Genomic DNA, 18,726 nt, shown 5'->3' with positions numbered 1-18,726 from the left:
TGATTCACTATGCATCAGCGAATGGTTTTGATCCTATTTATTTTTTTAGTACCCGGAATAGCCTTAGCCAAGATGCAACACGCTCCTTCGACAGCGAAACCTCCATCTGACTTCAAATTCTCGGGTTATGTTGATGGTTCCTATAATTATCTTCAAAACAGCAATAAGTTTGCTAGTGGCACCTATGATCGCGTCTTTGACATCAACCCGAATGGATTAACACTCCAACAAGCGGGTATTACCTTGGCGTATCAACCGCAACAAGGGTTTGGCGGTTTAATGACGCCTGTAGCAGGAAGTGATCCCAATATTTTTGCACCCTATGGTTGGAATATTCGTTCCTTTGCAATGCCACAAGCTTATATGCAGTATGCAAGCGGTTCTTTGACTTTCATGGGAGGAAGTTTTATTGAATTAGCCGGTGCTGAAAATCTCTTTTCTTATAATGATACCAATTTTTCTCGCTCTATTCTTTGGGGTTATGCAGAACCTTTTACCGTGACGGGATTTAGAGTTTCCTATATTCCAAACAATCAACTCACCTTGGTAGGCGGTATCAATAATGGCTGGGACAATATTCGTGATACCAGCCGTCAGAAAACTATTGAATTGGGCGCCTCATATACGTTTAACCCCAAGTTTTCTTTAGCAGCTTATGCTTATTCGGGTCAACAGCGTGTTGCTGAAAGGACATCAAGCGGTCCTACAGGGCAGCGCTCTCTGATTGATTTAATTGCCACGCTCACAATCACGGAACAGTTAAGTTTTGTAATTAACTATGATGGTGCGCTACAAACGAAAGCCGCGCTTCCAAATGGCACTATAGCAGAAGCAGTCTGGCAAGGCATTGCTGGATATATGAATTATCAATTGAATCAGAAATGGCGAACCTCCTTACGTGGAGAAATTTTTTCTGATAGAAATGGTTATCGCACGGGAGTCGCTCAAACTTGGGATGAGCTCACTGTAACATTGAGCTATTTTCCTATTAAAAATCTTGAGTTTCGTGCAGAAACTCGACGTGATTTTTCTAACGTCAGTTCTTTTCTGAATAAAAACGATATTACAACAAGTCACAATCAACAATCATTTGCTTTAGAGGGGATTTTTAGGTTCACATAAAATACAAATCATTACAACTTCAGCGCTACGCTACTTTAATTACTGGACAATAAATGGAGGCAATCACAAAGGCTCTAAGTCAAATCAACAGCCTTATTTTTTTAATTCGTTATAACTCGTAAATCTGCGAGTCGCCATATTGCGTTACGTAAATTTACGACATAAATTAAATATAAATACTAAGGAGAAGGGCCCAGAAGAATTTATTGCATCATGATTATGCTATGATTCTAATGGATTCATTGAATTTGCGAAAACGTTTTTTGTTTTAGTGAGCAGAAATTAGAAGCAAATCGCTGGAGCCAATTGAGCCACCCAAGACTACAACCCTGATTCATAATTATACCAAGGACGGATATACGACATGAATGAACCAAGGAAAAAATGCTGCTCCAATGAAGAGACACCAACTTCGCAGAAGGAACTGACGTCATCAAATGCCTCTATGCCGTGTTGCTCGGTTAGCAATTCAGATGAAATCGCTCATTTTTTTAGCTTTCTCACTCAATTTTTTCAGGCAAATCTGGGTAAGGCAACAGCAGGAATGAGCCCAGCAGCTCTGAGGATTGCCTTCTTTTCTTGGCTAGTGCAATTGGAACAGTCACCCGGACTCTTATTGGAGTTAGCACTTTATCCAGCTTTGCATGCGCATGATTGCATTAATAATGTGCTCTGCGTGGACCGTGCTGCAGGGGGTAAAGACGTTCGCTTTCATAAAGAAAGCTGGCAAGCCATGCCCTGGCGGTTGTTTGCCGAGCAATTTCTGCAAGTTGAAGATTGGTGGCGACGTGCCACAACCCAGGTTCCAGGATTGCCTAAATCGGTTGAACGCACTGTTTCTTTTTGGGCACGCCAATTCCTTGATGCATGTTCTCCCTCTAATTTTGCCTGGACTAACCCTGATTTGTTCTACGAAACGATTCATTCCAATGGATTTAATTTGATTCATGGCACTGAACTAGCGATTCAGGACATGCTCGATAGGCTAATCGGTGCACCACCTGCTGGCGCGGAAGAGTTTATACCCGGTAAGGGTGTAGCGATTACTCCAGGACGTGTGGTCTTTCAGAATCATTTAATTGAACTCATTCAATATGAGCCACAAACCAAAACGGTATTTAAAGAGCCGGTGTTAATAATTCCAGCATGGATTATGAAATATTATATTTTGGATTTATCCCCCAATAATTCACTGGTTAAATGGCTTGTTGGTCAGGGGCACACCGTGTTTATTATTTCATGGCGTAACCCCAATGGCGACGATCGTGATTTAGGGATGGATGATTATTACCGACAAGGGGCAATGGCGGCCATGAATGCGGTTTCTGCTTTGTTGCCGCAAACAAAAATCAATCTGATGGGCTACTGTTTAGGTGGCACATTGGCAATGATTACGGCAGCTGCAATGGCACGCGATGGGGATAATCGTCTTAACAGTCTCACGTTACTTGCTGCGCAAGGCGATTTCACCGAAGCGGGGGAATTGATGCTTTTTGTCACCGACAGTGAAGTTGCTTTTCTCAAGAACATGATGTGGGAGCAAGGCTATCTTGATACCAAACAAATGGCGGGCTCCTTTCAGATGTTGCGTGCCTATGATTTGATTTGGTCTAAAATGATTCAGGATTACATGCACGGGGTGCGCCGCGGCACCATTGATTTGCTCGCGTGGAACGCAGATGCCACCCGTATGCCTTACAAAATGCATAGTGAATACCTTGAAAAGCTCTTCTTAAACAATGATTTTGCTGAAGGACGCTTCACCGTGGAAGGCGAGCCGGTTGCTGCTGAAAACATTCAATTGCCCATTTTTGCGGTAGGTACTGAAAAAGACCACGTGGCGCCTTGGCAATCGGTATATAAAATTCATCTGATGGCTAATGGTGATACCACCTTTATTTTGACCAGTGGTGGGCATAATGCAGGGGTTGTCAGCGAACCAGGTCGTCCCGGATGTTATTATCGTATTCATGAACGCAAAAAGGGTGACGCTTATTTAAGTCCTTCTCGCTGGTTAAATAAAGCAGAAAAGCGAGAAGATTCCTGGTGGCACGCTTTACATGATTGGCTGGTGCGGCAAGATACCCCAAAGCGGATTTCCCCGCCTGCCATCGATAACGCGCTGCCTTTAGCTCCTGGCAGTTATGTGATGCAGAAATAAAGGAACAATGATGGATAAGGAATTTCTGGAGAATGTCACTTTTGATGAGCTCATCCTTGGGCAGCAGGCGAGTCTCAGCAGGACGCTCACTCAAGAGGACATTGAGCTTTTTGCGGCCATGTCCGGTGATGTGAATCCGGCGCACATGGATCCCAAATTCGCCCAAAGCGACATTTTTCATGGTATTGTGGGTCATGGCATGTGGTCGGGTTCCCTGATTTCGGCATTGCTTGGAACCATCTTACCGGGACCTGGAACGATTTATCTGGAGCAAGATGTCCAATTTAAGAAACCAGTACGGATTGGCGATAAGATTACCATCACCCTCATTGTGCGTGACAAACGGGCGAAGCAAGCCATCGTCACCTTGGACTGTAAGGGTGTGAATCAGCGTGGTGAAATCGTGGTCGAAGGCTTGGCTACGGTGATGGCCCCAACGCAAAAAATAAGAGTGCCTAGAGCGAGCCTACCCCAAGTCGAAATTCATAATCATGACCGGTTTCAGGCCATTATTCAAACGTGCCAGTGCATGACACCGGTTCGTACCGCTGTGGTTCATCCGGTAAAGGCCAATGTGCTGGAAGCAGTGACTGATGCGGTGAAGGCCAAACTCATGATTCCTGTTTTAATTGGCCCAAAAGAAAAAATTAAATCAGCAGCCACCGAGGCAAAAATTGACATTACTCAATGGGAGCTCATTGATACGGAACACAGTGATGCCGCAGCCAGTAAAGCGGTGGAATTAGCAGCGCTTGGTGAAGTTGATGCCATCATGAAAGGTGCTTTGACCACCCATGAGTTGTTAGCCGCCATCGTGCCGACCACCTCCAACCTGCGTACTCAATACCGGATTAGCCATGCCTATGTCATGGATGTCCCGTCTTATCATAAACCACTCATTATTACGGATGCGGCAATTAATATTGCTCCCAGTACGAGTGAGAAGGCCGATATCTGTCAAAACGCGATTAATCTGTGGCGTGTCTTATGCGGTGAAGATAAAAAGCCCAAAGTCGCTATCCTTGCCGCGGTAGAGTTGGTTAATCCTAAGATGCAGGCGACCGTTGATGCCGCAATCTTGTGTAAAATGGCGGATCGCGGCCAAATCACCGATGGTATTCTCGATGGCCCACTGGCATTTGATAATGCTATCAGCAAGCAGGCTGCCGAGGATAAGGGTATTGTCTCAACGGTTGCAGGGGATGCCGATATTCTACTCGTCCCTGAAATTGAATCAGGTAACATTTTGGCAAAGCAGCTCACTTTCTTAGGACATGCAGATGCTGCCGGGATTGTTTTAGGTGCACGTGTGCCCATCATTTTAGTAAGTCGCGCCGATTCCTTACGAACCAGGCTCTTCTCTTGTGCCTTGGCCGTCAAAATGGCCGCCGCACGCAAGGCAGGGAAGATTAAATGATACCTAAGACAAAAGAGTGTATTTTGGTGATTAATGCAGGCTCCTCCAGTGTAAAATTCCAAGTGTTTTCTAAGGAGCCAACGCTACCACTTCTTGCTCAAGGCAAAGTGTATGATTTAGGGAGCAAACCCTTATTTACAGTAACCCATGAAACGCACACTCAGAATCATGCGGATACCACAGCATTTCCTGCTGACGCTACGCCTGAAAGTGCCTTGCATTTTATTCTGCACTGGATGGAAGCGCAAAATCAAAGCTGGCAGGTGAGTACGGTAGCTCATCGAGTAGTTCATGGCGGTACTTGCTTCACCCGTAGTGTGCGCATCACCCCGGACGTGATGGTCCAACTGGAGGAATTATGTCCCTTAGCCCCCTTGCATCAATCGCATAACCTTGCGGCAATTAAAATGATTAGCGAACTTAGGCCAGATATCATGCAAATCGCGTGTTTTGATACCGCCTTTCATGCCCATCACGAGCCTTTGTTTACAGAATATGCCTTACCACAAACACTGCGCGACCAAGGCATTCGTCGTTATGGTTTTCATGGTCTTTCATACGAATGGATTGCTCATACCTTACAGCAAAATGAACCCAAATTAGCATGTGGACGAATTATCGCAGCCCATCTTGGCAATGGTGCAAGTCTCTGTGCGATGCAACATGGCATCAGTGTGGATACGACTATGGGCATGACAGCCCTTGATGGCGTACCGATGGGCACACGCTGTGGCAGTCTTGATCCGGGTGCTGTGATTTATATGCTGCGTGAGCTTCATCTGCCTCCTGAGGAAATAGAGTCTATCCTTTATCATGAGTCTGGACTTCTTGGATTGTCGCATTGGACGCAGGATGTCCGTCTGTTGCAAGACAGTAGCGAGCCTGAAGCACGATTTGCACTCAATTATTTTTGTATGCGAACTGCCCAATGGATGGGGATGATGGCGGTGGCATTGGGTGGTGTTGATGGCATTGTGTTTACTGGGGGAATTGGTGAAAACTCAGTCTTTGTGCGTGATAAGGTATTACACCATCTTGCCTTTCTTAAGCCATTTGAAACGCGCATTATCCCGGCGAATGAAGAACGAATCATGGCGATGCATACGATGCCTCTTCTTGAAAATGTCGAGGAAAAAAGCAGATGACACATTTAAAAGGATTGATTGTTGGGGTGGCGAACGAACATTCCATCGCTTGGGGATGTGCTAAAGTGTTGTCTGAAACAGGCGCTGAATTGGCCATAACCTATCAGAATGAGCAAACAAAACAGTATGTGCAGCCCTTAGTAAATAGACTTTCTTGTCCAATCTTTATGCCTCTTGATGTCACCGATGATTCACAATTAGAGGCCTTGTTTCAGCGCATCAAAACTAACTGGGGAACGCTGGATTTTATGATTCATGCCATTGCCTTTGCGCCTAAGTCTGATTTACAAGGTCGTGTCGTGGATTGTTCACGCGATGGCTTTGGGATTGCCATGGATGTCTCGTGTCATTCGTTCATCCGCTTGGTAAAGGCTGCTGAACCGCTAATGACCGATGGGGGCTCAATAATCACCATGAGTTATTATGGTGCTGACAAAGTGGTAAAAAACTACAATCTCATGGGGCCGGTCAAAGCGGCATTGGAAACAACAGTACGCTATCTGGCCATGGAGCTTGGCAGCAAAAAGATTAGAGTCAATGCCATCTCCCCTGGCCCAATCAATACACGTGCGGCATCAGGATTGGCGGATTTTGATAGTTTGATGGAAAAAGCCGCCCAAGAAGCCCCTCTGCATCAGCTGGTCACTATAGATGCGATTGGTGAGGCCACAGCTTTTCTTGTATCCAATCAAGCCCGAACCATTACCGGCCAAATTATCTATGTGGATGGCGGCTATAATATTAAAGACTAATTCAATAAGGGAGTGAACATCATGTCATCGGAACATCAGCATCACCCACAACAAAAGCCCCAAGAAGAGCAACACTTTTGGCGCACTGCTCCTGGGGTGATTGCACTAATTATCATTGTCATTATCGGATATTATCTCATTACTGAGCATGGGGCTCATATCGCCAGTTTTCTAGGTGCCTCACCTTTTTTGCTCCTCATCTTACTCTGCCCACTGATGCATCTGTTCATGCATAAAGGACATGGTGGGCATGGAGACAAGCCTCATCATCAAAAGCCTGATGACGAGGATAATCATTCATCTGAGAACAAGGAGTAACAACGATGGAGCATACTTCTTATGCCTATGGCTTCTGGCTATTGGTCATTGTCAATTCGGCGATTTTCATTTTATTTGCTTACAGCTTTACTCAATTTAAAACAGGGCGTGATTGGCGCACATTTGGGGCTTTTTCTGCCTTTGTGGTGGCCTATTTTACCGAAATGTATGGCTTTCCTTTAACCATTTATTTGCTGTCAGGATGGCTTACCAGACATTACCCTGGAATTAATTTATATGGTCATGACAGCGGCCATTTACTCCATACCCTTTTGGGCTTGAAAGGGGATCCGCACTTTGATGTATTTCATATCTTAAGTTTTGTGTTCATCCTTGGTGGTCTTTGGATAATTGCTTCAGCATGGGGTACTCTTTATCGTGCCCAGAAAAAACAACAATTAGCCACAACAGGACTTTATGAGAAAATTCGCCATCCGCAATATGATGGTTTTATTCTCGTAATGGTCGGTTTTTTATTGCAATGGCCGACTATTCTGACCTTAATTATGTTTCCTATCCTGGTCACTATGTATGTGAAACTGGCTCGTAAAGAAGAACAAGAGACTTTTAGGGAATTTGGCGAAGAATATAAACAGTATGCAGAGGCAACACCTGCATTCATCCCCAAACTTTTTTAATCGGATAGACACACCAAAGTTTCTCTATTTCAAGGTCAACAGCATGCCCGTTGGATGAATTGTATTATCTGCTGGGACCGCTTATTGCGTTGAGAAGCAGTTTACTGCTTGGACTTGCAAAAGTGGGGTTAGCTTCCTACCCATTTATACCACTTCTAATGAGTTTTGATTATGAAAATCAAAAGACATATAGGTCACCCGTATCAATGCCAGCCCAGCCCTCCAGTATTGTGTCCTCCATACCCATTATGAGCAGTTTGGGAGTTACTTTGTGAATTAGCGGTCGTTATTGATGAGGCACAAGAGGTAAATAGCAGAGTTGATACTAATGCCATTAAAGCAATAACCATTTTAAATGCTCTCTGAATTTGCATATCGATGCTCCTTGCAATGAATATAAGGATTACTGTTGAATAAATATGACTAATAACGGACTGTTGTATCGTTAAATAATAGCACAACCATAAGCACAGGGGGCTAATTCTTAAGGGTAAGGTCTAATGTTAAAGTGTCTTGATGCTTCCAGAACATGCCAGTCATGAATTACAATGTATTGAGATAAAATCAGCTTCAATGAAGTCTTAAGGATTAATGGTTGAATTATTGCAAGATGTTCTCCTAATAAATTTCAGGCAAAATGCGGCAACAGATATGGAACAGTCTATGAAATTACAAAAGACCTTAATTGCCCCTCGTTTTTTATGGACTTCTCTTAGGATGAGTTAATGAGATTATTTGTGTTCACGATTGGCTTATTTATTTCATTATTCACTTATGGAGCCAGTACTCATCCAGTTCAAAAAGAAACAAAATCCGACAATGAGCCACCAAAGATTGGAAATTTTGCATTGCCTCTATCGCAACAACCCGGTCCCTTAGTCAGCTTTGGCCAAAATATTATTGAAAAAAATGAGACACTGTTATTTCTATTTGCCGATGATTTTGCCGGGGTAGAAAAACATTTTGTCGATGTGATGCCCAGTATTTTGTATGGCATTACCGACGATTTATCAATTTTTATTAATGCACCGATGGCTGTGAGTTATGTGCAGAATGAAAAAAAATCTTCAGGCTTTGAAGATGCCTTTTTGCAACTTGAAGATGCTTTTTATACTAAAAAAACGTCTTCTTTTGTAGAGCAAGCAACCCTGGTCATGAATCTTACGCTCCCTACGGGCTCTGCTCAAAAACAACCACCAACGGGTTTTGGGTCCCCAAGTTTTTTTATAGGTGGTACACTATCTCGTATGTATGTCGATTGGTTCGCATTTGCATCACCTGGGGTCGTAGTAACGACGAAGCGTAATGACACAAAGTTTGGCAATCAATTTCTTTATCAGGGTGGTTTTGGAAGACACCTTATTAACATCAAGGGATGGATGTTTGCGTGGATGGTTGAAGCGGATGGGCAATATTCACAGCGAAATAAAATCGATGGGGCCATCGATTTTAACTCGGGAGGAAATGTAGTATACATAACGCCTTCGTTATGGGTTTCTTCAAAAAAATTGATTCTTCAATTGGGTATCGGGCTGCCTGTTACCCAAAATTTATATGGGAATCAAACAAGGGATTCTTATTTACTGGTGGCGAATTTGGGTTGGACTTTGTAAAGGATTACTGATGAAGCAAATTATTTTTTCAATGATTGTTTTTGCACTAAGCATTCTTACGGGTTGCATGCCAAGGCCTCTGGAGCCTGATGCGAAAAATATCACGATTATCTATGGTCAAAACACACAAATTGCAAAAAATTGTAAGTTGCTGGGAAAAATATCGGGTAAGGATGTGCATGGTATGAAGCTTCAATTTTCATGGGGATTGCAAAAGAATCTTAAAAAAGATGATGTCAATTTTCTTAAAAATGAGGGGGAAAAATTCAATGCCAATGTCGTTGTGTTTGAAAAACATCAAACCTTGGTTAAAAGATACTACACGTTGAGTCCGAATCGGCATACAGACATCGAAATACATTCCATTGAAGGAAGTGCCTATCGATGCCCTTCTCAAATAATGCTCACAATCAAACGATTAAATACCATGAATCATTCGGTTTATGAAAAGCCCGTTATCATAGAAACCAATTGAGAATATTGACGTTGGCAATGAGATAATTTATTACTCACATTGAAGTACCTCATCGTTTAACTGTGATGCAATGAGACTGATGGTTTGCTGAGCGTTTTGATAAAATTCAGTAGGTGAGTAGAGCAATTTTTTCTTGCTTATTATACAATTGATGCTCTTAATGAGAAGGGCAAGATGAAATGCGAACCCATTATTTTTATTTGGCTTTATTACTAATGACATCCATTGTCCCTGTGAATACTTATGCAGAAACAAGTACTGCATCCCAACATCCTATTGGCGATGATTTAGCCTCAGATGAACATTTTTCAATTTTAAATGATCGTGGTGTAGCTTATGCTGTGGGTAGTAATGTGCCACAAAATGACGTGGAGGCCGTGAAGCGTTTTCGTCAAGCAGCCGAGCATGGATTACCCGTGGCGCAACGTAACCTTGGCATTATGTACGCATTCGGTAAGGGAGTTCAGCAAAGTGATCGTGAAGCCGCTCAATATTTTCGTAAAGCAGCGGAACAAGGGGATGTCATAGCCCAGTACAATCTTGGTGTGATGTGTGTTACTGGAAAAGGCGTATCAAAAAATGAAAGCGACGCAGTGAAGTGGTTTCGTAAAGCAGCACATCAAGGATTACCGATGGCACAACGCAATCTAGGTCTCATGTATGGCACGGGTAAGGGGATAAAGCGAGATTATACTGAAGCCTTTAAGTGGTTTCGCAAAGCGGCTCACCAAGGGGATCCTTTTGCTCAACTGAATCTTGCTGCATTGTATGTTGACGGAAAAGGGGCGCAACAAAATGATACCAAGGCCTTCGAATGGTTTCGTAAGGCCGCAGAACAAGGAGAGAAGATGGCTCAACTTCATCTTGGCTTCATGTATGCAGAGGGTAAAGGGGTACAACGAAATGACATTGAGGCAACTCAATGGATTGATAAAGCAGCACAGCAAGGATTGGCTTTGGCTCAATTCAACTTAGGCACAAGGTATGCTGAGGGCTTAGGGATTGAGCAAAATGATGCGAACGCAGTGAAATGGTTTAGTAAAGCGGCGGAACAAGGAAATGTTTTGGCGCAACGGAGCCTTGCGATTATGTATGCTACCGGACGAGGTATTCAGCAAAGTGATGTTGATGCGGTTAAGTGGTTTAACAAAGCAGCCGAACAAGGGGATTCCATTGCCCAATACAATCTTGGTGTGAAATACGTCACTGGCAAAGGAGCTCTTCAAGATAATTCTAAAGCAGTTCAGTATTTTCGTATGGCAGCAGAACAAGGGGTTCCCGAAGCACAATTTGCCCTTGCGGCCGTATACCATGATGGGGTAGGTGTTCCTAAAGATGATGCGGAGTCAATGAAGTGGCTTCGGAAAGCGGCTCAGCAAGGAAATGCTAATGCGCAAATGCGCTTAAATGATTTGGAACAAGGCTAACACCATACTATATTTCTAACGTATGTGAGTATGATTTTTTTGCGTATGATGATCATGCAGGAATATTGTTGATTCAATCTGGATATTTTTTCATTAACAAATACACTTTTCTTTTTGCCTATTCATATTTACTTATTATCCTCTTCTCAATCAATGCCCACCACCGTGTCCGCCATGCCCTCCAGCATTGGCCATCCATAACCACTTTTGTCAGTCTGTGAGGTATTTTGTGAACTGCCAGCTGCTGTTGATGAGGCACAAGAGCTAAACAGAAGCATTGAACTAACTAATGTAACTAAAGCAATAATCACTTTAAATGTCCCGAGGATTCGCATAGTAATACTCTTTATTCTATCGATTGTTTTTTAAACTACCTAACCACTTGATGCGTTATATTATCTATGATTTCACCATGAATTTCCCCAGAGGTTTTCTCAACATAAGCGAGCATCCATACGTATAATTGCTCCATATTATCGCCAGATTGATGGGCAATTTCATCCGCGCCATAATAAATGTTTGCCCTGTACTGTGTACCCATATGATGATCCTAAAAGTAAGCCAGCTTCTCCTTTCTTTTAAGTGTATTACAATCAACCCTAAAATGCTCAAATAGAGAGTCAATATTCAAGTATTGCCACAATGATGCACTAATATGGCAACAGGGTAAAAAAGTGCTACACTATATTTTCTTATCATTAGGATAACCGATATGGCCGATAAAATACGTGGAAAGGTGAAATGGTTTAATAACGACAAAGGATTTGGCTTTATTGCGAGTAGTGGCAAAGATTATTTTGTTCATTTCAGTTCCATTCAAGGGAGTGGCTTTAAAAACCTTTCTGAAGGAGCCCGTGTTTTATTTAAAATTGGAAAAGGACAAAAAGGCCCACAGGCGGAAGAAGTTGAGGTTATCTAACGATTCATTTATTTTTTTATCCAAAAAACATTAATAAACATTCAAAATGAAGGAGTCGTTTATGGAACGAATGACCGCAGTTGTAACAGGAGGTACGGGTGGGATAGGTTCTGCAATATGTCAACGTCTTGCAGCTGATTATCAAGTCATTGCGTGCTATTTTAAGGGCGGCAAACATGACGAAGCAAAACGATGGAAAGACACTCAGAAAGAAGCCGGTTTTGATGTAGATATCCTTTATGGTGATACCACTCAATTTGCTGATTGTGAGAAACTCACCGATTTATTAATGGAGCGCTATGGACGTATTGATGTATTGGTAAATAATGCGGGCATTACTTGTGATACGACGCTAAAGAAAATGACCTCGGTGCAATGGCAGCAGGTTATTGATGCTAATTTGACCAGTGTCTTTAATATGACGCGTAATGTGTTGCCTGCTATGCTTGAGCAAGGCTCTGGGCGGATTATTAGTATCTCTTCTATTAATGGTCGCAAGGGTCAATTTGGTCAATGCAATTACGCCGCCACCAAAGCCGCCTTGTTTGGTTTTAGCAAGAGCTTAGCCCAAGAAGTGGCAAGCAAAGGAATTACTGTGAATACCATCTCGCCAGGCTACATTGAAACGCCAATGCTTTCTGCCATGAGAGAAGATATATTAAAGTCAATTATTGCCCACATTCCAGTAGGCCGTTTAGGCAAGCCGCAAGAGATTGCCAATGCCGTGGCTTTCTTGTCTTCCCCAGAATCTGGGTTTATTACGGGTGCCAATCTTGATATTAATGGCGGGCAATATATGTAGTTAAATCGTTAAGTCGGATGAGCCTAAAAATCTTAGAACTATCCGTTAACATTTCACTAGTAAAATCAAATTAATTAGGCTAACTGTATTAATATCTACCAGCATACCTCACAATACAGACAATAACGCCGATGATTATTGCATCAGTTATTTTATCAATTTTTATATTGCCCCAATTATCATTTTCGGCACGCAATTCAAATGGATTAAATTCCTTTGATAAGGCTAGTTGTTTATATCTTCGCACAATAACTTCATTGTCTTCATTAAGCTGTGTTACAACTAAACTTCCTGGTTGGAGTTCAGAGTTAGGATCAATTATTAAAATATCATTTACTCTCAATTCAGGGTGCATGCTCTCATCTTTCATTTTTAGAGCAAATGCGTTTTCTCCAATACGAGTAGTGAGTTCAGCAGAAATAGGGATAAAGCTTATTTCATCTTGATTGTGTTCAGTTTTCAGTGTTTGAATGAATTTTTTCGGATCACAGGCTTGTTGGTGATCAAGTATTGGAATCAACGCTCCTAATCCTGGAATTTTTTTCGGTCTCTTCTCGTCGGTTAGGCACATCAAATAAGCAGGTGACACATCCAGTGCTTTAGCCAGTTGTTTTATTTCTTCTGGCCCAGGAGTTCTATCACCACGCTCCCAATTACTAATTCTGGATTGCTTAAGATCATCAGTTAACTCCTCAAGAGCTTTTCTAGTCAACCCCCTAGCTAAACGCTCCTCATGAATTCTTTGACCAATTTTTTCTTTTATATTCATATTAGTTAAACCAATTTATCCCAATAAGTGAAAATTTAAATTGACATTCGTACTTTATGTGTTAAATTGAAATTATTATTTACACGTATCGTACAACAATATTGATTGATATTAGTAAATATACCATAGAAATAAAATAATAACGAATTTATACACGGATTGAGAGTTAACAATGGATTTTTTGATTAATAGTGAGGAATTAGCTGCCCTTTGTGGTTTACCACATAACCAGCAACTTGCTTATTTAAGAGGAATACGGCCTTATATGGACGTTAAAACAGGCTTAGTTGGCATAAAACGTGGAATCAGTTATCAATCGATCGCTGAGCAACTTTATATTGAGCCGCACCAAGGCATTAAAAGCGAGAGCTGTTCGCGCATGCAAATACGCCGCGCCTTATCTGCTTTGGGACGCGCGGGGCTTATTACATTACAGTCCGAAGGCTTAAAATTAATTTTAAAATGTGATTTAGCCACAATGGGTTATTTTGTCCAAAATAAAGTAGACCTAAACCCGACACAGCAACTAGACCTATCTAACAATCAGCAAGGCCTTATAAATACAAGCTTATCAAAGACAGGCGCACTAAAACCCGACATAGATAAATCACCAAAAGCCGACACACCTCTAAAAGAAGATAATTATTATATTTTTTTATTATCACAATTCGAAAAATTTTGGGATTTGTATCCACTAAAAAAATCAAAGCAGAAAGCATGGGAAGCATTTCAAGCTCTTAATCCCACTGCTGAGTTATTAACGCAAATTTATTCATCTTTACAACAACAAATCCAGTTTTATCAGCAACAGCATAACCAAGGTCAATGGGTGGCTGCTTGGAAATTTCCTGCCAATTGGTTAGCACAACATTGCTGGGAAGATGAGATTCAGAGTGATATGTGTCAGGAGACAAATAATGCAGTCCATAAAACAAATTATCAGAAACAACCCATTAGAGACAGCTTCTGGGAGTCATGTAAATCAGGCATTGAAGAAGCCGATGACAGCAACATCATCGAACTCAGCGCCTACCGAGGAACATCACAAGCGTATTGATCGCTTATTTTTGAGGTTTGCAGCTATGTACGGACAGGTTTGGCGTAGTCAATTTAAAAGCGATGAGTTTTTAGTTTTTGTTAAAAGTGAATGGCAACAAGGACTACTTGGCTATGCGGATAACATTCTTGAGCTGGCAATTGAGTTATGTCGAAAAAATAAGGAATTACCGCCAACCTTACCCCAATTTATTGATTTTTGTAAAAACTGTTCTAAGAGGAGCTCATTTTTTATACCTGATGAATCTCCAAAAAACAATAACCCAGAAGTTGCTAAAACCCATTTGCAGAAAATAAAACAAATTTTAAATATGAAAGTTAACTAAAAAGGAGAAGAAGATGTTGAGTCTAACTAGAAGAGTTGGTGAAAGCATTGTTATTGGAGAGGATATATTTATCACGGTTCTAGCGTGTAAAGGGAATCAGGTACGCATTGCTTTTAATGCACCTAATTCAGTACCAATCCACCGTTATGAAATATATCAAAAAATTCAATCTGAAAAGCAAGATGGTTTGGTCGATCCAACTAAGAGGTTTTGTCCGTCAATGCAGCAATCAATCCTCAATCACCATTAAAAAGGAGGGGTCACATGTCTTTATTAAATCAGTTCAGAAGTAACGTGTTAAGCAGTATCAACGCTCACACAGGCAAGATTTTTATACTTATTTGCTTGCTAATAATGGCTCAAGGAACCTTTGCAGCAGATGCTTTATCTTCTGCAGAGGAAGTAGTTAAGGACACCTACAATGGTTCGATAAAAACCTATCTTTATGTCGGAGAAGCAGTAGCGGCTGTTGTTACTTTGATGTTTACCCGAAATATTAAGACGCTTGGCGGTGTTGGAGCGATGGCTATTTTTCTAAACGTCGTTGCAATGCTGGCAGGGGTTTAAGATGGAAGATCCGAAAAAATACAAAACGCCTCAATATCTTAATGAACCTTATCGATTGATTATTTTTACACTCGATGAGGTCATGGTCGCGGCATTAACTCTCTACGTATTTGGGGCTGTTTGTGGTTTTTTTGTTACCTCATTGATTCTAACCTGTGCGTTTCTATTTTTGATGAAACGCATGAAGGGGAATGAAGGTCCCTATTTTTATATCCACCTTTTTTATTGGTTCTTTTCTTTATCGCCTAAGTTGCGGGCAACACCACCGTCATGGATTAGAGCGTTTTTGGGGTAACAGAATGAAAATAGAACAAAAAAAATCAGAGTTGATGAAGGAAAAAAAGACCAGAGTTTTGCTCATAAGTATTAGTAGTGTGTTGCTTGCTATGACATTCATGCAATCAATTACCATCGTAGCTTTATTGCATTATGCCCATAGCAGACACGAAACCCATTTCATCCCACCTAAAATATCTCAAGAATTTACGCTCTCTGGAGCAGGTGTTTCGGAGGGCTATTTAAGAGATATGACCAATTTCCTAACGCAACTTCGTTTTAATATCACGTCAAGTTCGGCTACTTACCAATTTAATGCGCTCTTAGGATATGTAGCCCCCTCATTGTATGGCGACATCAGAACACAACTGGTAAAGGAGGTCGAACAAATCAATCACGAACATTTATCCAGCGTGTTTTATCCATCGACCTTTGAAATTGATATCAAACATTTAAGTGTAAAAGTAATGGGACAGATGAGGCGTTTTGTTGGTGCGGATTTGATGTCTGATGTACGGGAGACTTTTTTGATTAGGTATTCCTATGAATATGGCCTGTTGAAACTAACGAATCTTGAGAAGGTGTAATCATGAAACAAATGGCAATGATATTCAGCTTGGGCTTATTCATAGCGACAGCAGAAGGAGCGCAAATAAAAACAGTCAGAAATTATGAAGATATTTTTATTAATGCCTCAATTAAAGAACCCAATAATCTCATGTTAGAAGATGATCGCATTCAGCAAATAAAAGCGCCTGGCAACACCCTGGTTGATGCATGCAATGGAAAAGCAAATTGCAAACTAATTGATGATACGACGGGCATTCTTACTTTTTTGCCATCGCCGCCATACCACACGCGAGCGTTTACTATTAATTTGCTGACTGAAAAAGGCTTTTTTTACAACGTGCGTGTAGAGCCCAAACCCATTGCTTCACAAACAATCGTTTTTAAATCCTATAAAAATCCTGTAATTCGTGCCCGGGCACCACATACATCAAGTTATGAAAAGGTGATGGTTGGTTTTTTACGAGCGCTTGTGAATGGATATTTGCCAGAAGGTTTTATCCAAATAATACCCAAAAAGCCTACGGTCTATAAAGCACAAAAAACACAGCTAACACGTTTATTGACGGTTAAAGGCAATCGCATGCAAGGTGAGATTTTTGAAATAAAGAACGTAACTAATCAGCCTATTGATGCTAGAGAGTCCTGGTTTAATTGGCCTGGAACCAAAGGGGTGGCGCTTGCCAAAACCCATTTAGCACCGTTTGAAACTACTCGATTGTACAGGATTAGCTAATATGTCTATTCAACTTAAAAAACAGCAACAGATCCTTTTAGGCGTTGTTATCGGTGTTATCGTGTTAGTAATTGCCTGCTTTGCCTTATTAGGAAACAAGACTGCCAAACCTAAAGAGGTTGATAAACCTGCTTATAAAAAACATAGTTTGGCTAGTCCAATCTCTTCGAGCACTAATGAATCTCATTGGATTGAAAAAACACAAAATGCCTGGCGCACTGAACTTGCAAAATCAGAACTTCTTGATAAAAACATTAAGGCATTAGGTGATGAAAAAGATAAGCAAGGTAAGCTCATTAGCTCGCAAAAAGATGAACTTTCAGAACTGAGAGCAACGCTTTCTGAACTAAAGCACCAAATAGTTAAGTTACAGATGGAACGAACTACTCCAGTAAACGAAGCATCGAAAAACAATGGGCTACAAAATGGATTATTACCCCAAGCAGATGAAGCGGCAGCGAGCAATTCCATAGAGATAGACTCAGGATTTATTCAATACACAGCAAAGCTTAGTAAAAAATCCAAGCCTAGAATTAAAACACCCAGTAATTATGTGTTTTCCAATACCTTTGCTAAAGCAGTCGTTTTACAAGGGGCTGATGCATCCGCAGGCGTTTTAAGCCAGGCCAATCCCGACATTATGATATTTCAAATAGTTGAGGATGGAATTATGCCGAACAAATACAGGACACCTCTTAAAGGCTGTATGGTAAGTGCCTCAGTAATTGGTGATATTTCCAGTGAGCGGGGAAAGTTTCGTACTGAACGGTTAAGTTGCATTCATTCTAATGGTACTAATCTTGATATCCAGGTTACGGGCATCATTTCAGATTCGAAAAATGGAATTCGTGGACGTGCAGTATGGCGCGATGAGCCTATGGTGAAAAAGGCATTTTGGGGTAATTTCTGGGAAAGCATGGGCAATATTGGCCAGCAATACTCCACTGATTACAGTACCTCAGCTCTTGGAAGTGTGGCAACGATTCAACCTGGAAAAATTCCTCTGGCAGCTGTTTCTAGTGGTGGTTCTGGGGCATCAAAAATGTACGCGCAGTACAATATCAAGCGCGCAGAAATGTATCACCCAATTATTCAATTGCCTCCATTGGTAACGGTAGATGTAACGTTCCTTAAAGGTTTTTGGCTTGATGGAGGAACAGACACTAATGCACCTGAACAGCCAGAAGAAAGCCAAAATACTGAATCGCCTTCTGAATCTGAAACTGCTGAAGAAAAAGCAGCAAATCAATTTTTCTATAAAAACCACTCTTTTTAAGGACATAGAGAACATGAACAACCTAATTATTTTATTACTATTGCCATGTGTTGTTTTGACGGGTTGCGCCAAATTGAATGAGGACTTTGATTGCCCAGCTCCCAACGGAGGTTCGTGCAAACGAATGGACGAGGTTTATGACATGGTGAATGGAAAGGGCAAATCCTTGGCAGTAACCCCCAGTCGAAATCCTTTGGTGATGGATGGGCGACCTGGTCAGCCTGTGCGTTATGGAGAAGGGGTGATGCCTCTTTGGATAGCTCCTTATGAAGACACTGATGGCAATTATCATCAAGCTAATCGGGTTTATAGCGTGGTGAAGGAAGGACAGTGGATGCAGCAGTCACAATTGGCTTCAAAATAA

General features: G+C 41.5%; 25 protein-coding genes. 21 read left to right on the top strand and 4 right to left on the bottom strand.

Features of this window, described 5'->3' with window-relative positions:
• Positions 1-9: 9 nt before the first annotated feature.
• The 7 genes from LOX96_RS02000 to LOX96_RS01970 all read left to right on the top strand — a co-directional run bounded on the left by LOX96_RS02000 (position 10) and on the right by LOX96_RS01970 (position 7,553).
• Positions 10-1,122: an outer membrane beta-barrel protein gene (locus tag LOX96_RS02000; protein WP_250420756.1), complete on the top strand. Its 1,113-nt coding sequence runs from the start codon at positions 10-12 to the stop codon at positions 1,120-1,122.
• Positions 1,123-1,486: 364 nt separating this feature from the next.
• Positions 1,487-3,283 carry a PHA/PHB synthase family protein gene (locus LOX96_RS01995; protein ID WP_250420757.1) on the top strand — a complete coding sequence of 599 codons (1,797 nt, stop codon included), beginning with the start codon at positions 1,487-1,489 and terminating at the stop codon, positions 3,281-3,283.
• Positions 3,284-3,293: 10 nt separating this feature from the next.
• A complete protein-coding gene (locus tag LOX96_RS01990) occupies positions 3,294-4,700 on the top strand; it encodes a bifunctional enoyl-CoA hydratase/phosphate acetyltransferase (RefSeq protein ID WP_250420813.1) in 1,407 nt (468 codons plus the stop codon).
• A complete protein-coding gene (locus LOX96_RS01985) occupies positions 4,697-5,845 on the top strand; it encodes an acetate/propionate family kinase (RefSeq protein ID WP_250420759.1) in 1,149 nt (382 codons plus the stop codon). The genes LOX96_RS01990 and LOX96_RS01985 overlap by 4 nt, the downstream gene beginning before the upstream one ends.
• Positions 5,842-6,597 (top strand): enoyl-ACP reductase FabI, encoded by a 756-nt coding sequence (gene fabI / locus LOX96_RS01980; protein ID WP_058387907.1) that lies wholly within the window; start codon positions 5,842-5,844, stop codon positions 6,595-6,597. Before LOX96_RS01985 ends, fabI begins: the two co-directional genes overlap by 4 nt.
• Positions 6,598-6,618: 21 nt before the next feature.
• Entirely contained in the window at positions 6,619-6,915 is a 297-nt protein-coding gene (locus tag LOX96_RS01975; RefSeq protein ID WP_058387906.1) for a DUF2933 domain-containing protein, read from the top strand.
• A gap of 5 nt (positions 6,916-6,920) precedes the next feature.
• Positions 6,921-7,553 carry a methyltransferase family protein gene (locus LOX96_RS01970; protein WP_058387905.1) on the top strand — a complete coding sequence of 211 codons (633 nt, stop codon included), beginning with the start codon at positions 6,921-6,923 and terminating at the stop codon, positions 7,551-7,553.
• A gap of 203 nt (positions 7,554-7,756) precedes the next feature.
• Here LOX96_RS01970 and LOX96_RS01965 read toward each other — a convergent pair whose 3' ends face one another.
• Positions 7,757-7,927, bottom strand: a complete 171-nt coding sequence (locus LOX96_RS01965) for a hypothetical protein (protein ID WP_167344180.1) — start codon at positions 7,925-7,927, stop codon at positions 7,757-7,759.
• 351 nt (positions 7,928-8,278) lie between these two features.
• On the opposite strand from LOX96_RS01965, the gene LOX96_RS01960 reads away from it, so the two are divergent.
• The 3 genes from LOX96_RS01960 (at position 8,279) to LOX96_RS01950 (ending at position 11,068) form a co-directional block, all read left to right on the top strand.
• A complete protein-coding gene (locus tag LOX96_RS01960) occupies positions 8,279-9,166 on the top strand; it encodes a hypothetical protein (RefSeq protein ID WP_058387904.1) in 888 nt (295 codons plus the stop codon).
• Between the two features lie 10 nt (positions 9,167-9,176).
• Entirely contained in the window at positions 9,177-9,641 is a 465-nt protein-coding gene (locus tag LOX96_RS01955) for a DUF4156 domain-containing protein (RefSeq protein ID WP_058387903.1), read from the top strand.
• Positions 9,642-9,820: 179 nt separating this feature from the next.
• Positions 9,821-11,068, top strand: coding sequence for a tetratricopeptide repeat protein (locus LOX96_RS01950; protein ID WP_058387902.1), 1,248 nt, complete (start codon positions 9,821-9,823; stop codon positions 11,066-11,068).
• A gap of 146 nt (positions 11,069-11,214) precedes the next feature.
• On the opposite strand, the gene LOX96_RS01945 is transcribed toward LOX96_RS01950, so the two are convergent.
• Both LOX96_RS01945 and LOX96_RS01940 read right to left on the bottom strand, forming a co-directional pair.
• Positions 11,215-11,403 (bottom strand): hypothetical protein, encoded by a 189-nt coding sequence (locus tag LOX96_RS01945; RefSeq protein ID WP_058387901.1) that lies wholly within the window; start codon positions 11,401-11,403, stop codon positions 11,215-11,217.
• 35 nt (positions 11,404-11,438) lie between these two features.
• Positions 11,439-11,609, bottom strand: a complete 171-nt coding sequence (locus tag LOX96_RS01940) for a hypothetical protein (RefSeq protein ID WP_167344179.1) — start codon at positions 11,607-11,609, stop codon at positions 11,439-11,441.
• A gap of 171 nt (positions 11,610-11,780) precedes the next feature.
• On the opposite strand from LOX96_RS01940, the gene LOX96_RS01935 reads away from it, so the two are divergent.
• Both LOX96_RS01935 and phbB read left to right on the top strand, forming a co-directional pair.
• The gene (locus LOX96_RS01935) at positions 11,781-11,987 is read left to right on the top strand and encodes a cold-shock protein (protein WP_058387900.1); all 207 of its coding nucleotides are present in this window, start codon (positions 11,781-11,783) and stop codon (positions 11,985-11,987) included.
• A gap of 61 nt (positions 11,988-12,048) precedes the next feature.
• Positions 12,049-12,789 (top strand): acetoacetyl-CoA reductase, encoded by a 741-nt coding sequence (gene phbB / locus LOX96_RS01930; protein ID WP_058387899.1) that lies wholly within the window; start codon positions 12,049-12,051, stop codon positions 12,787-12,789.
• Positions 12,790-12,877: 88 nt separating this feature from the next.
• Here phbB and LOX96_RS01925 read toward each other — a convergent pair whose 3' ends face one another.
• Positions 12,878-13,558: a helix-turn-helix domain-containing protein gene (locus tag LOX96_RS01925; RefSeq protein ID WP_058387898.1), complete on the bottom strand. Its 681-nt coding sequence runs from the start codon at positions 13,556-13,558 to the stop codon at positions 12,878-12,880.
• 172 nt (positions 13,559-13,730) lie between these two features.
• Here LOX96_RS01925 and LOX96_RS01920 point away from each other — a divergent pair, with 172 nt between their 5' ends.
• Genes LOX96_RS01920 through traV form a run of 9 tightly spaced genes read left to right on the top strand, consistent with a single transcriptional unit; the run spans position 13,731 to position 18,726 of the window.
• Positions 13,731-14,615: a hypothetical protein gene (locus LOX96_RS01920; RefSeq protein WP_058387897.1), complete on the top strand. Its 885-nt coding sequence runs from the start codon at positions 13,731-13,733 to the stop codon at positions 14,613-14,615.
• Entirely contained in the window at positions 14,560-14,940 is a 381-nt protein-coding gene (locus LOX96_RS01915; protein WP_065235800.1) for a hypothetical protein, read from the top strand. Before LOX96_RS01920 ends, LOX96_RS01915 begins: the two co-directional genes overlap by 56 nt.
• A 13-nt stretch (positions 14,941-14,953) precedes the next feature.
• Complete coding sequence (gene csrA, locus LOX96_RS01910; RefSeq protein ID WP_058387895.1) at positions 14,954-15,190, top strand: carbon storage regulator CsrA; 237 nt, start codon at positions 14,954-14,956, stop codon at positions 15,188-15,190.
• A gap of 14 nt (positions 15,191-15,204) precedes the next feature.
• A complete protein-coding gene (locus LOX96_RS01905; protein ID WP_058387894.1) occupies positions 15,205-15,507 on the top strand; it encodes a type IV conjugative transfer system pilin TraA in 303 nt (100 codons plus the stop codon).
• Position 15,508: 1 nt separating this feature from the next.
• Positions 15,509-15,802, top strand: a complete 294-nt coding sequence (traL, locus tag LOX96_RS01900) for a type IV conjugative transfer system protein TraL (protein WP_058387893.1) — start codon at positions 15,509-15,511, stop codon at positions 15,800-15,802.
• Positions 15,803-15,806: 4 nt separating this feature from the next.
• Positions 15,807-16,370 carry a type IV conjugative transfer system protein TraE gene (gene traE / locus LOX96_RS01895; protein WP_058387892.1) on the top strand — a complete coding sequence of 188 codons (564 nt, stop codon included), beginning with the start codon at positions 15,807-15,809 and terminating at the stop codon, positions 16,368-16,370.
• Between the two features lie 2 nt (positions 16,371-16,372).
• Positions 16,373-17,086 (top strand): type-F conjugative transfer system secretin TraK, encoded by a 714-nt coding sequence (traK, locus tag LOX96_RS01890; RefSeq protein ID WP_058387891.1) that lies wholly within the window; start codon positions 16,373-16,375, stop codon positions 17,084-17,086.
• Position 17,087: 1 nt separating this feature from the next.
• Positions 17,088-18,362 (top strand): TraB/VirB10 family protein, encoded by a 1,275-nt coding sequence (locus LOX96_RS01885; protein ID WP_058387890.1) that lies wholly within the window; start codon positions 17,088-17,090, stop codon positions 18,360-18,362.
• 13 nt (positions 18,363-18,375) lie between these two features.
• Positions 18,376-18,726, top strand: coding sequence for a type IV conjugative transfer system lipoprotein TraV (traV, locus tag LOX96_RS01880; protein WP_058387889.1), 351 nt, complete (start codon positions 18,376-18,378; stop codon positions 18,724-18,726).

The sequence above is a fragment of the Legionella maioricensis genome (genome assembly GCF_023618015.1).
Lineage (GTDB): Bacteria > Pseudomonadota > Gammaproteobacteria > Legionellales > Legionellaceae > Legionella > Legionella maioricensis.
Note: the sequence above shows the minus strand (reverse complement) of the source record. Positions and strands in the feature narration are given on the sequence as shown.

Coding starts and splice junctions, on each gene's coding strand:
- LOX96_RS01935 (WP_058387900.1), top strand. CDS start 11,781: ATGGCCGATAAAATACGTGGAAAGGTGAAATGGTTTAATAACGACAAA.
- LOX96_RS01990 (WP_250420813.1), top strand. CDS start 3,294: ATGGATAAGGAATTTCTGGAGAATGTCACTTTTGATGAGCTCATCCTT.
- LOX96_RS01955 (WP_058387903.1), top strand. CDS start 9,177: ATGAAGCAAATTATTTTTTCAATGATTGTTTTTGCACTAAGCATTCTT.
- LOX96_RS01905 (WP_058387894.1), top strand. CDS start 15,205: ATGTCTTTATTAAATCAGTTCAGAAGTAACGTGTTAAGCAGTATCAAC.
- LOX96_RS01965 (WP_167344180.1), bottom strand. CDS start 7,927: ATGCAAATTCAGAGAGCATTTAAAATGGTTATTGCTTTAATGGCATTA.
- LOX96_RS01915 (WP_065235800.1), top strand. CDS start 14,560: ATGACAGCAACATCATCGAACTCAGCGCCTACCGAGGAACATCACAAG.
- LOX96_RS01950 (WP_058387902.1), top strand. CDS start 9,821: ATGCGAACCCATTATTTTTATTTGGCTTTATTACTAATGACATCCATT.
- LOX96_RS01975 (WP_058387906.1), top strand. CDS start 6,619: ATGTCATCGGAACATCAGCATCACCCACAACAAAAGCCCCAAGAAGAG.
- LOX96_RS01945 (WP_058387901.1), bottom strand. CDS start 11,403: ATGCGAATCCTCGGGACATTTAAAGTGATTATTGCTTTAGTTACATTA.
- traV (WP_058387889.1), top strand. CDS start 18,376: ATGAACAACCTAATTATTTTATTACTATTGCCATGTGTTGTTTTGACG.
- traK (WP_058387891.1), top strand. CDS start 16,373: ATGAAACAAATGGCAATGATATTCAGCTTGGGCTTATTCATAGCGACA.
- LOX96_RS01985 (WP_250420759.1), top strand. CDS start 4,697: ATGATACCTAAGACAAAAGAGTGTATTTTGGTGATTAATGCAGGCTCC.
- LOX96_RS01925 (WP_058387898.1), bottom strand. CDS start 13,558: ATGAATATAAAAGAAAAAATTGGTCAAAGAATTCATGAGGAGCGTTTA.
- LOX96_RS01995 (WP_250420757.1), top strand. CDS start 1,487: ATGAATGAACCAAGGAAAAAATGCTGCTCCAATGAAGAGACACCAACT.
- traL (WP_058387893.1), top strand. CDS start 15,509: ATGGAAGATCCGAAAAAATACAAAACGCCTCAATATCTTAATGAACCT.
- LOX96_RS01885 (WP_058387890.1), top strand. CDS start 17,088: ATGTCTATTCAACTTAAAAAACAGCAACAGATCCTTTTAGGCGTTGTT.
- LOX96_RS02000 (WP_250420756.1), top strand. CDS start 10: ATGCATCAGCGAATGGTTTTGATCCTATTTATTTTTTTAGTACCCGGA.
- LOX96_RS01940 (WP_167344179.1), bottom strand. CDS start 11,609: ATGGGTACACAGTACAGGGCAAACATTTATTATGGCGCGGATGAAATT.
- fabI (WP_058387907.1), top strand. CDS start 5,842: ATGACACATTTAAAAGGATTGATTGTTGGGGTGGCGAACGAACATTCC.
- LOX96_RS01960 (WP_058387904.1), top strand. CDS start 8,279: ATGAGATTATTTGTGTTCACGATTGGCTTATTTATTTCATTATTCACT.
- phbB (WP_058387899.1), top strand. CDS start 12,049: ATGGAACGAATGACCGCAGTTGTAACAGGAGGTACGGGTGGGATAGGT.
- LOX96_RS01920 (WP_058387897.1), top strand. CDS start 13,731: ATGGATTTTTTGATTAATAGTGAGGAATTAGCTGCCCTTTGTGGTTTA.
- LOX96_RS01970 (WP_058387905.1), top strand. CDS start 6,921: ATGGAGCATACTTCTTATGCCTATGGCTTCTGGCTATTGGTCATTGTC.
- csrA (WP_058387895.1), top strand. CDS start 14,954: ATGTTGAGTCTAACTAGAAGAGTTGGTGAAAGCATTGTTATTGGAGAG.
- traE (WP_058387892.1), top strand. CDS start 15,807: ATGAAAATAGAACAAAAAAAATCAGAGTTGATGAAGGAAAAAAAGACC.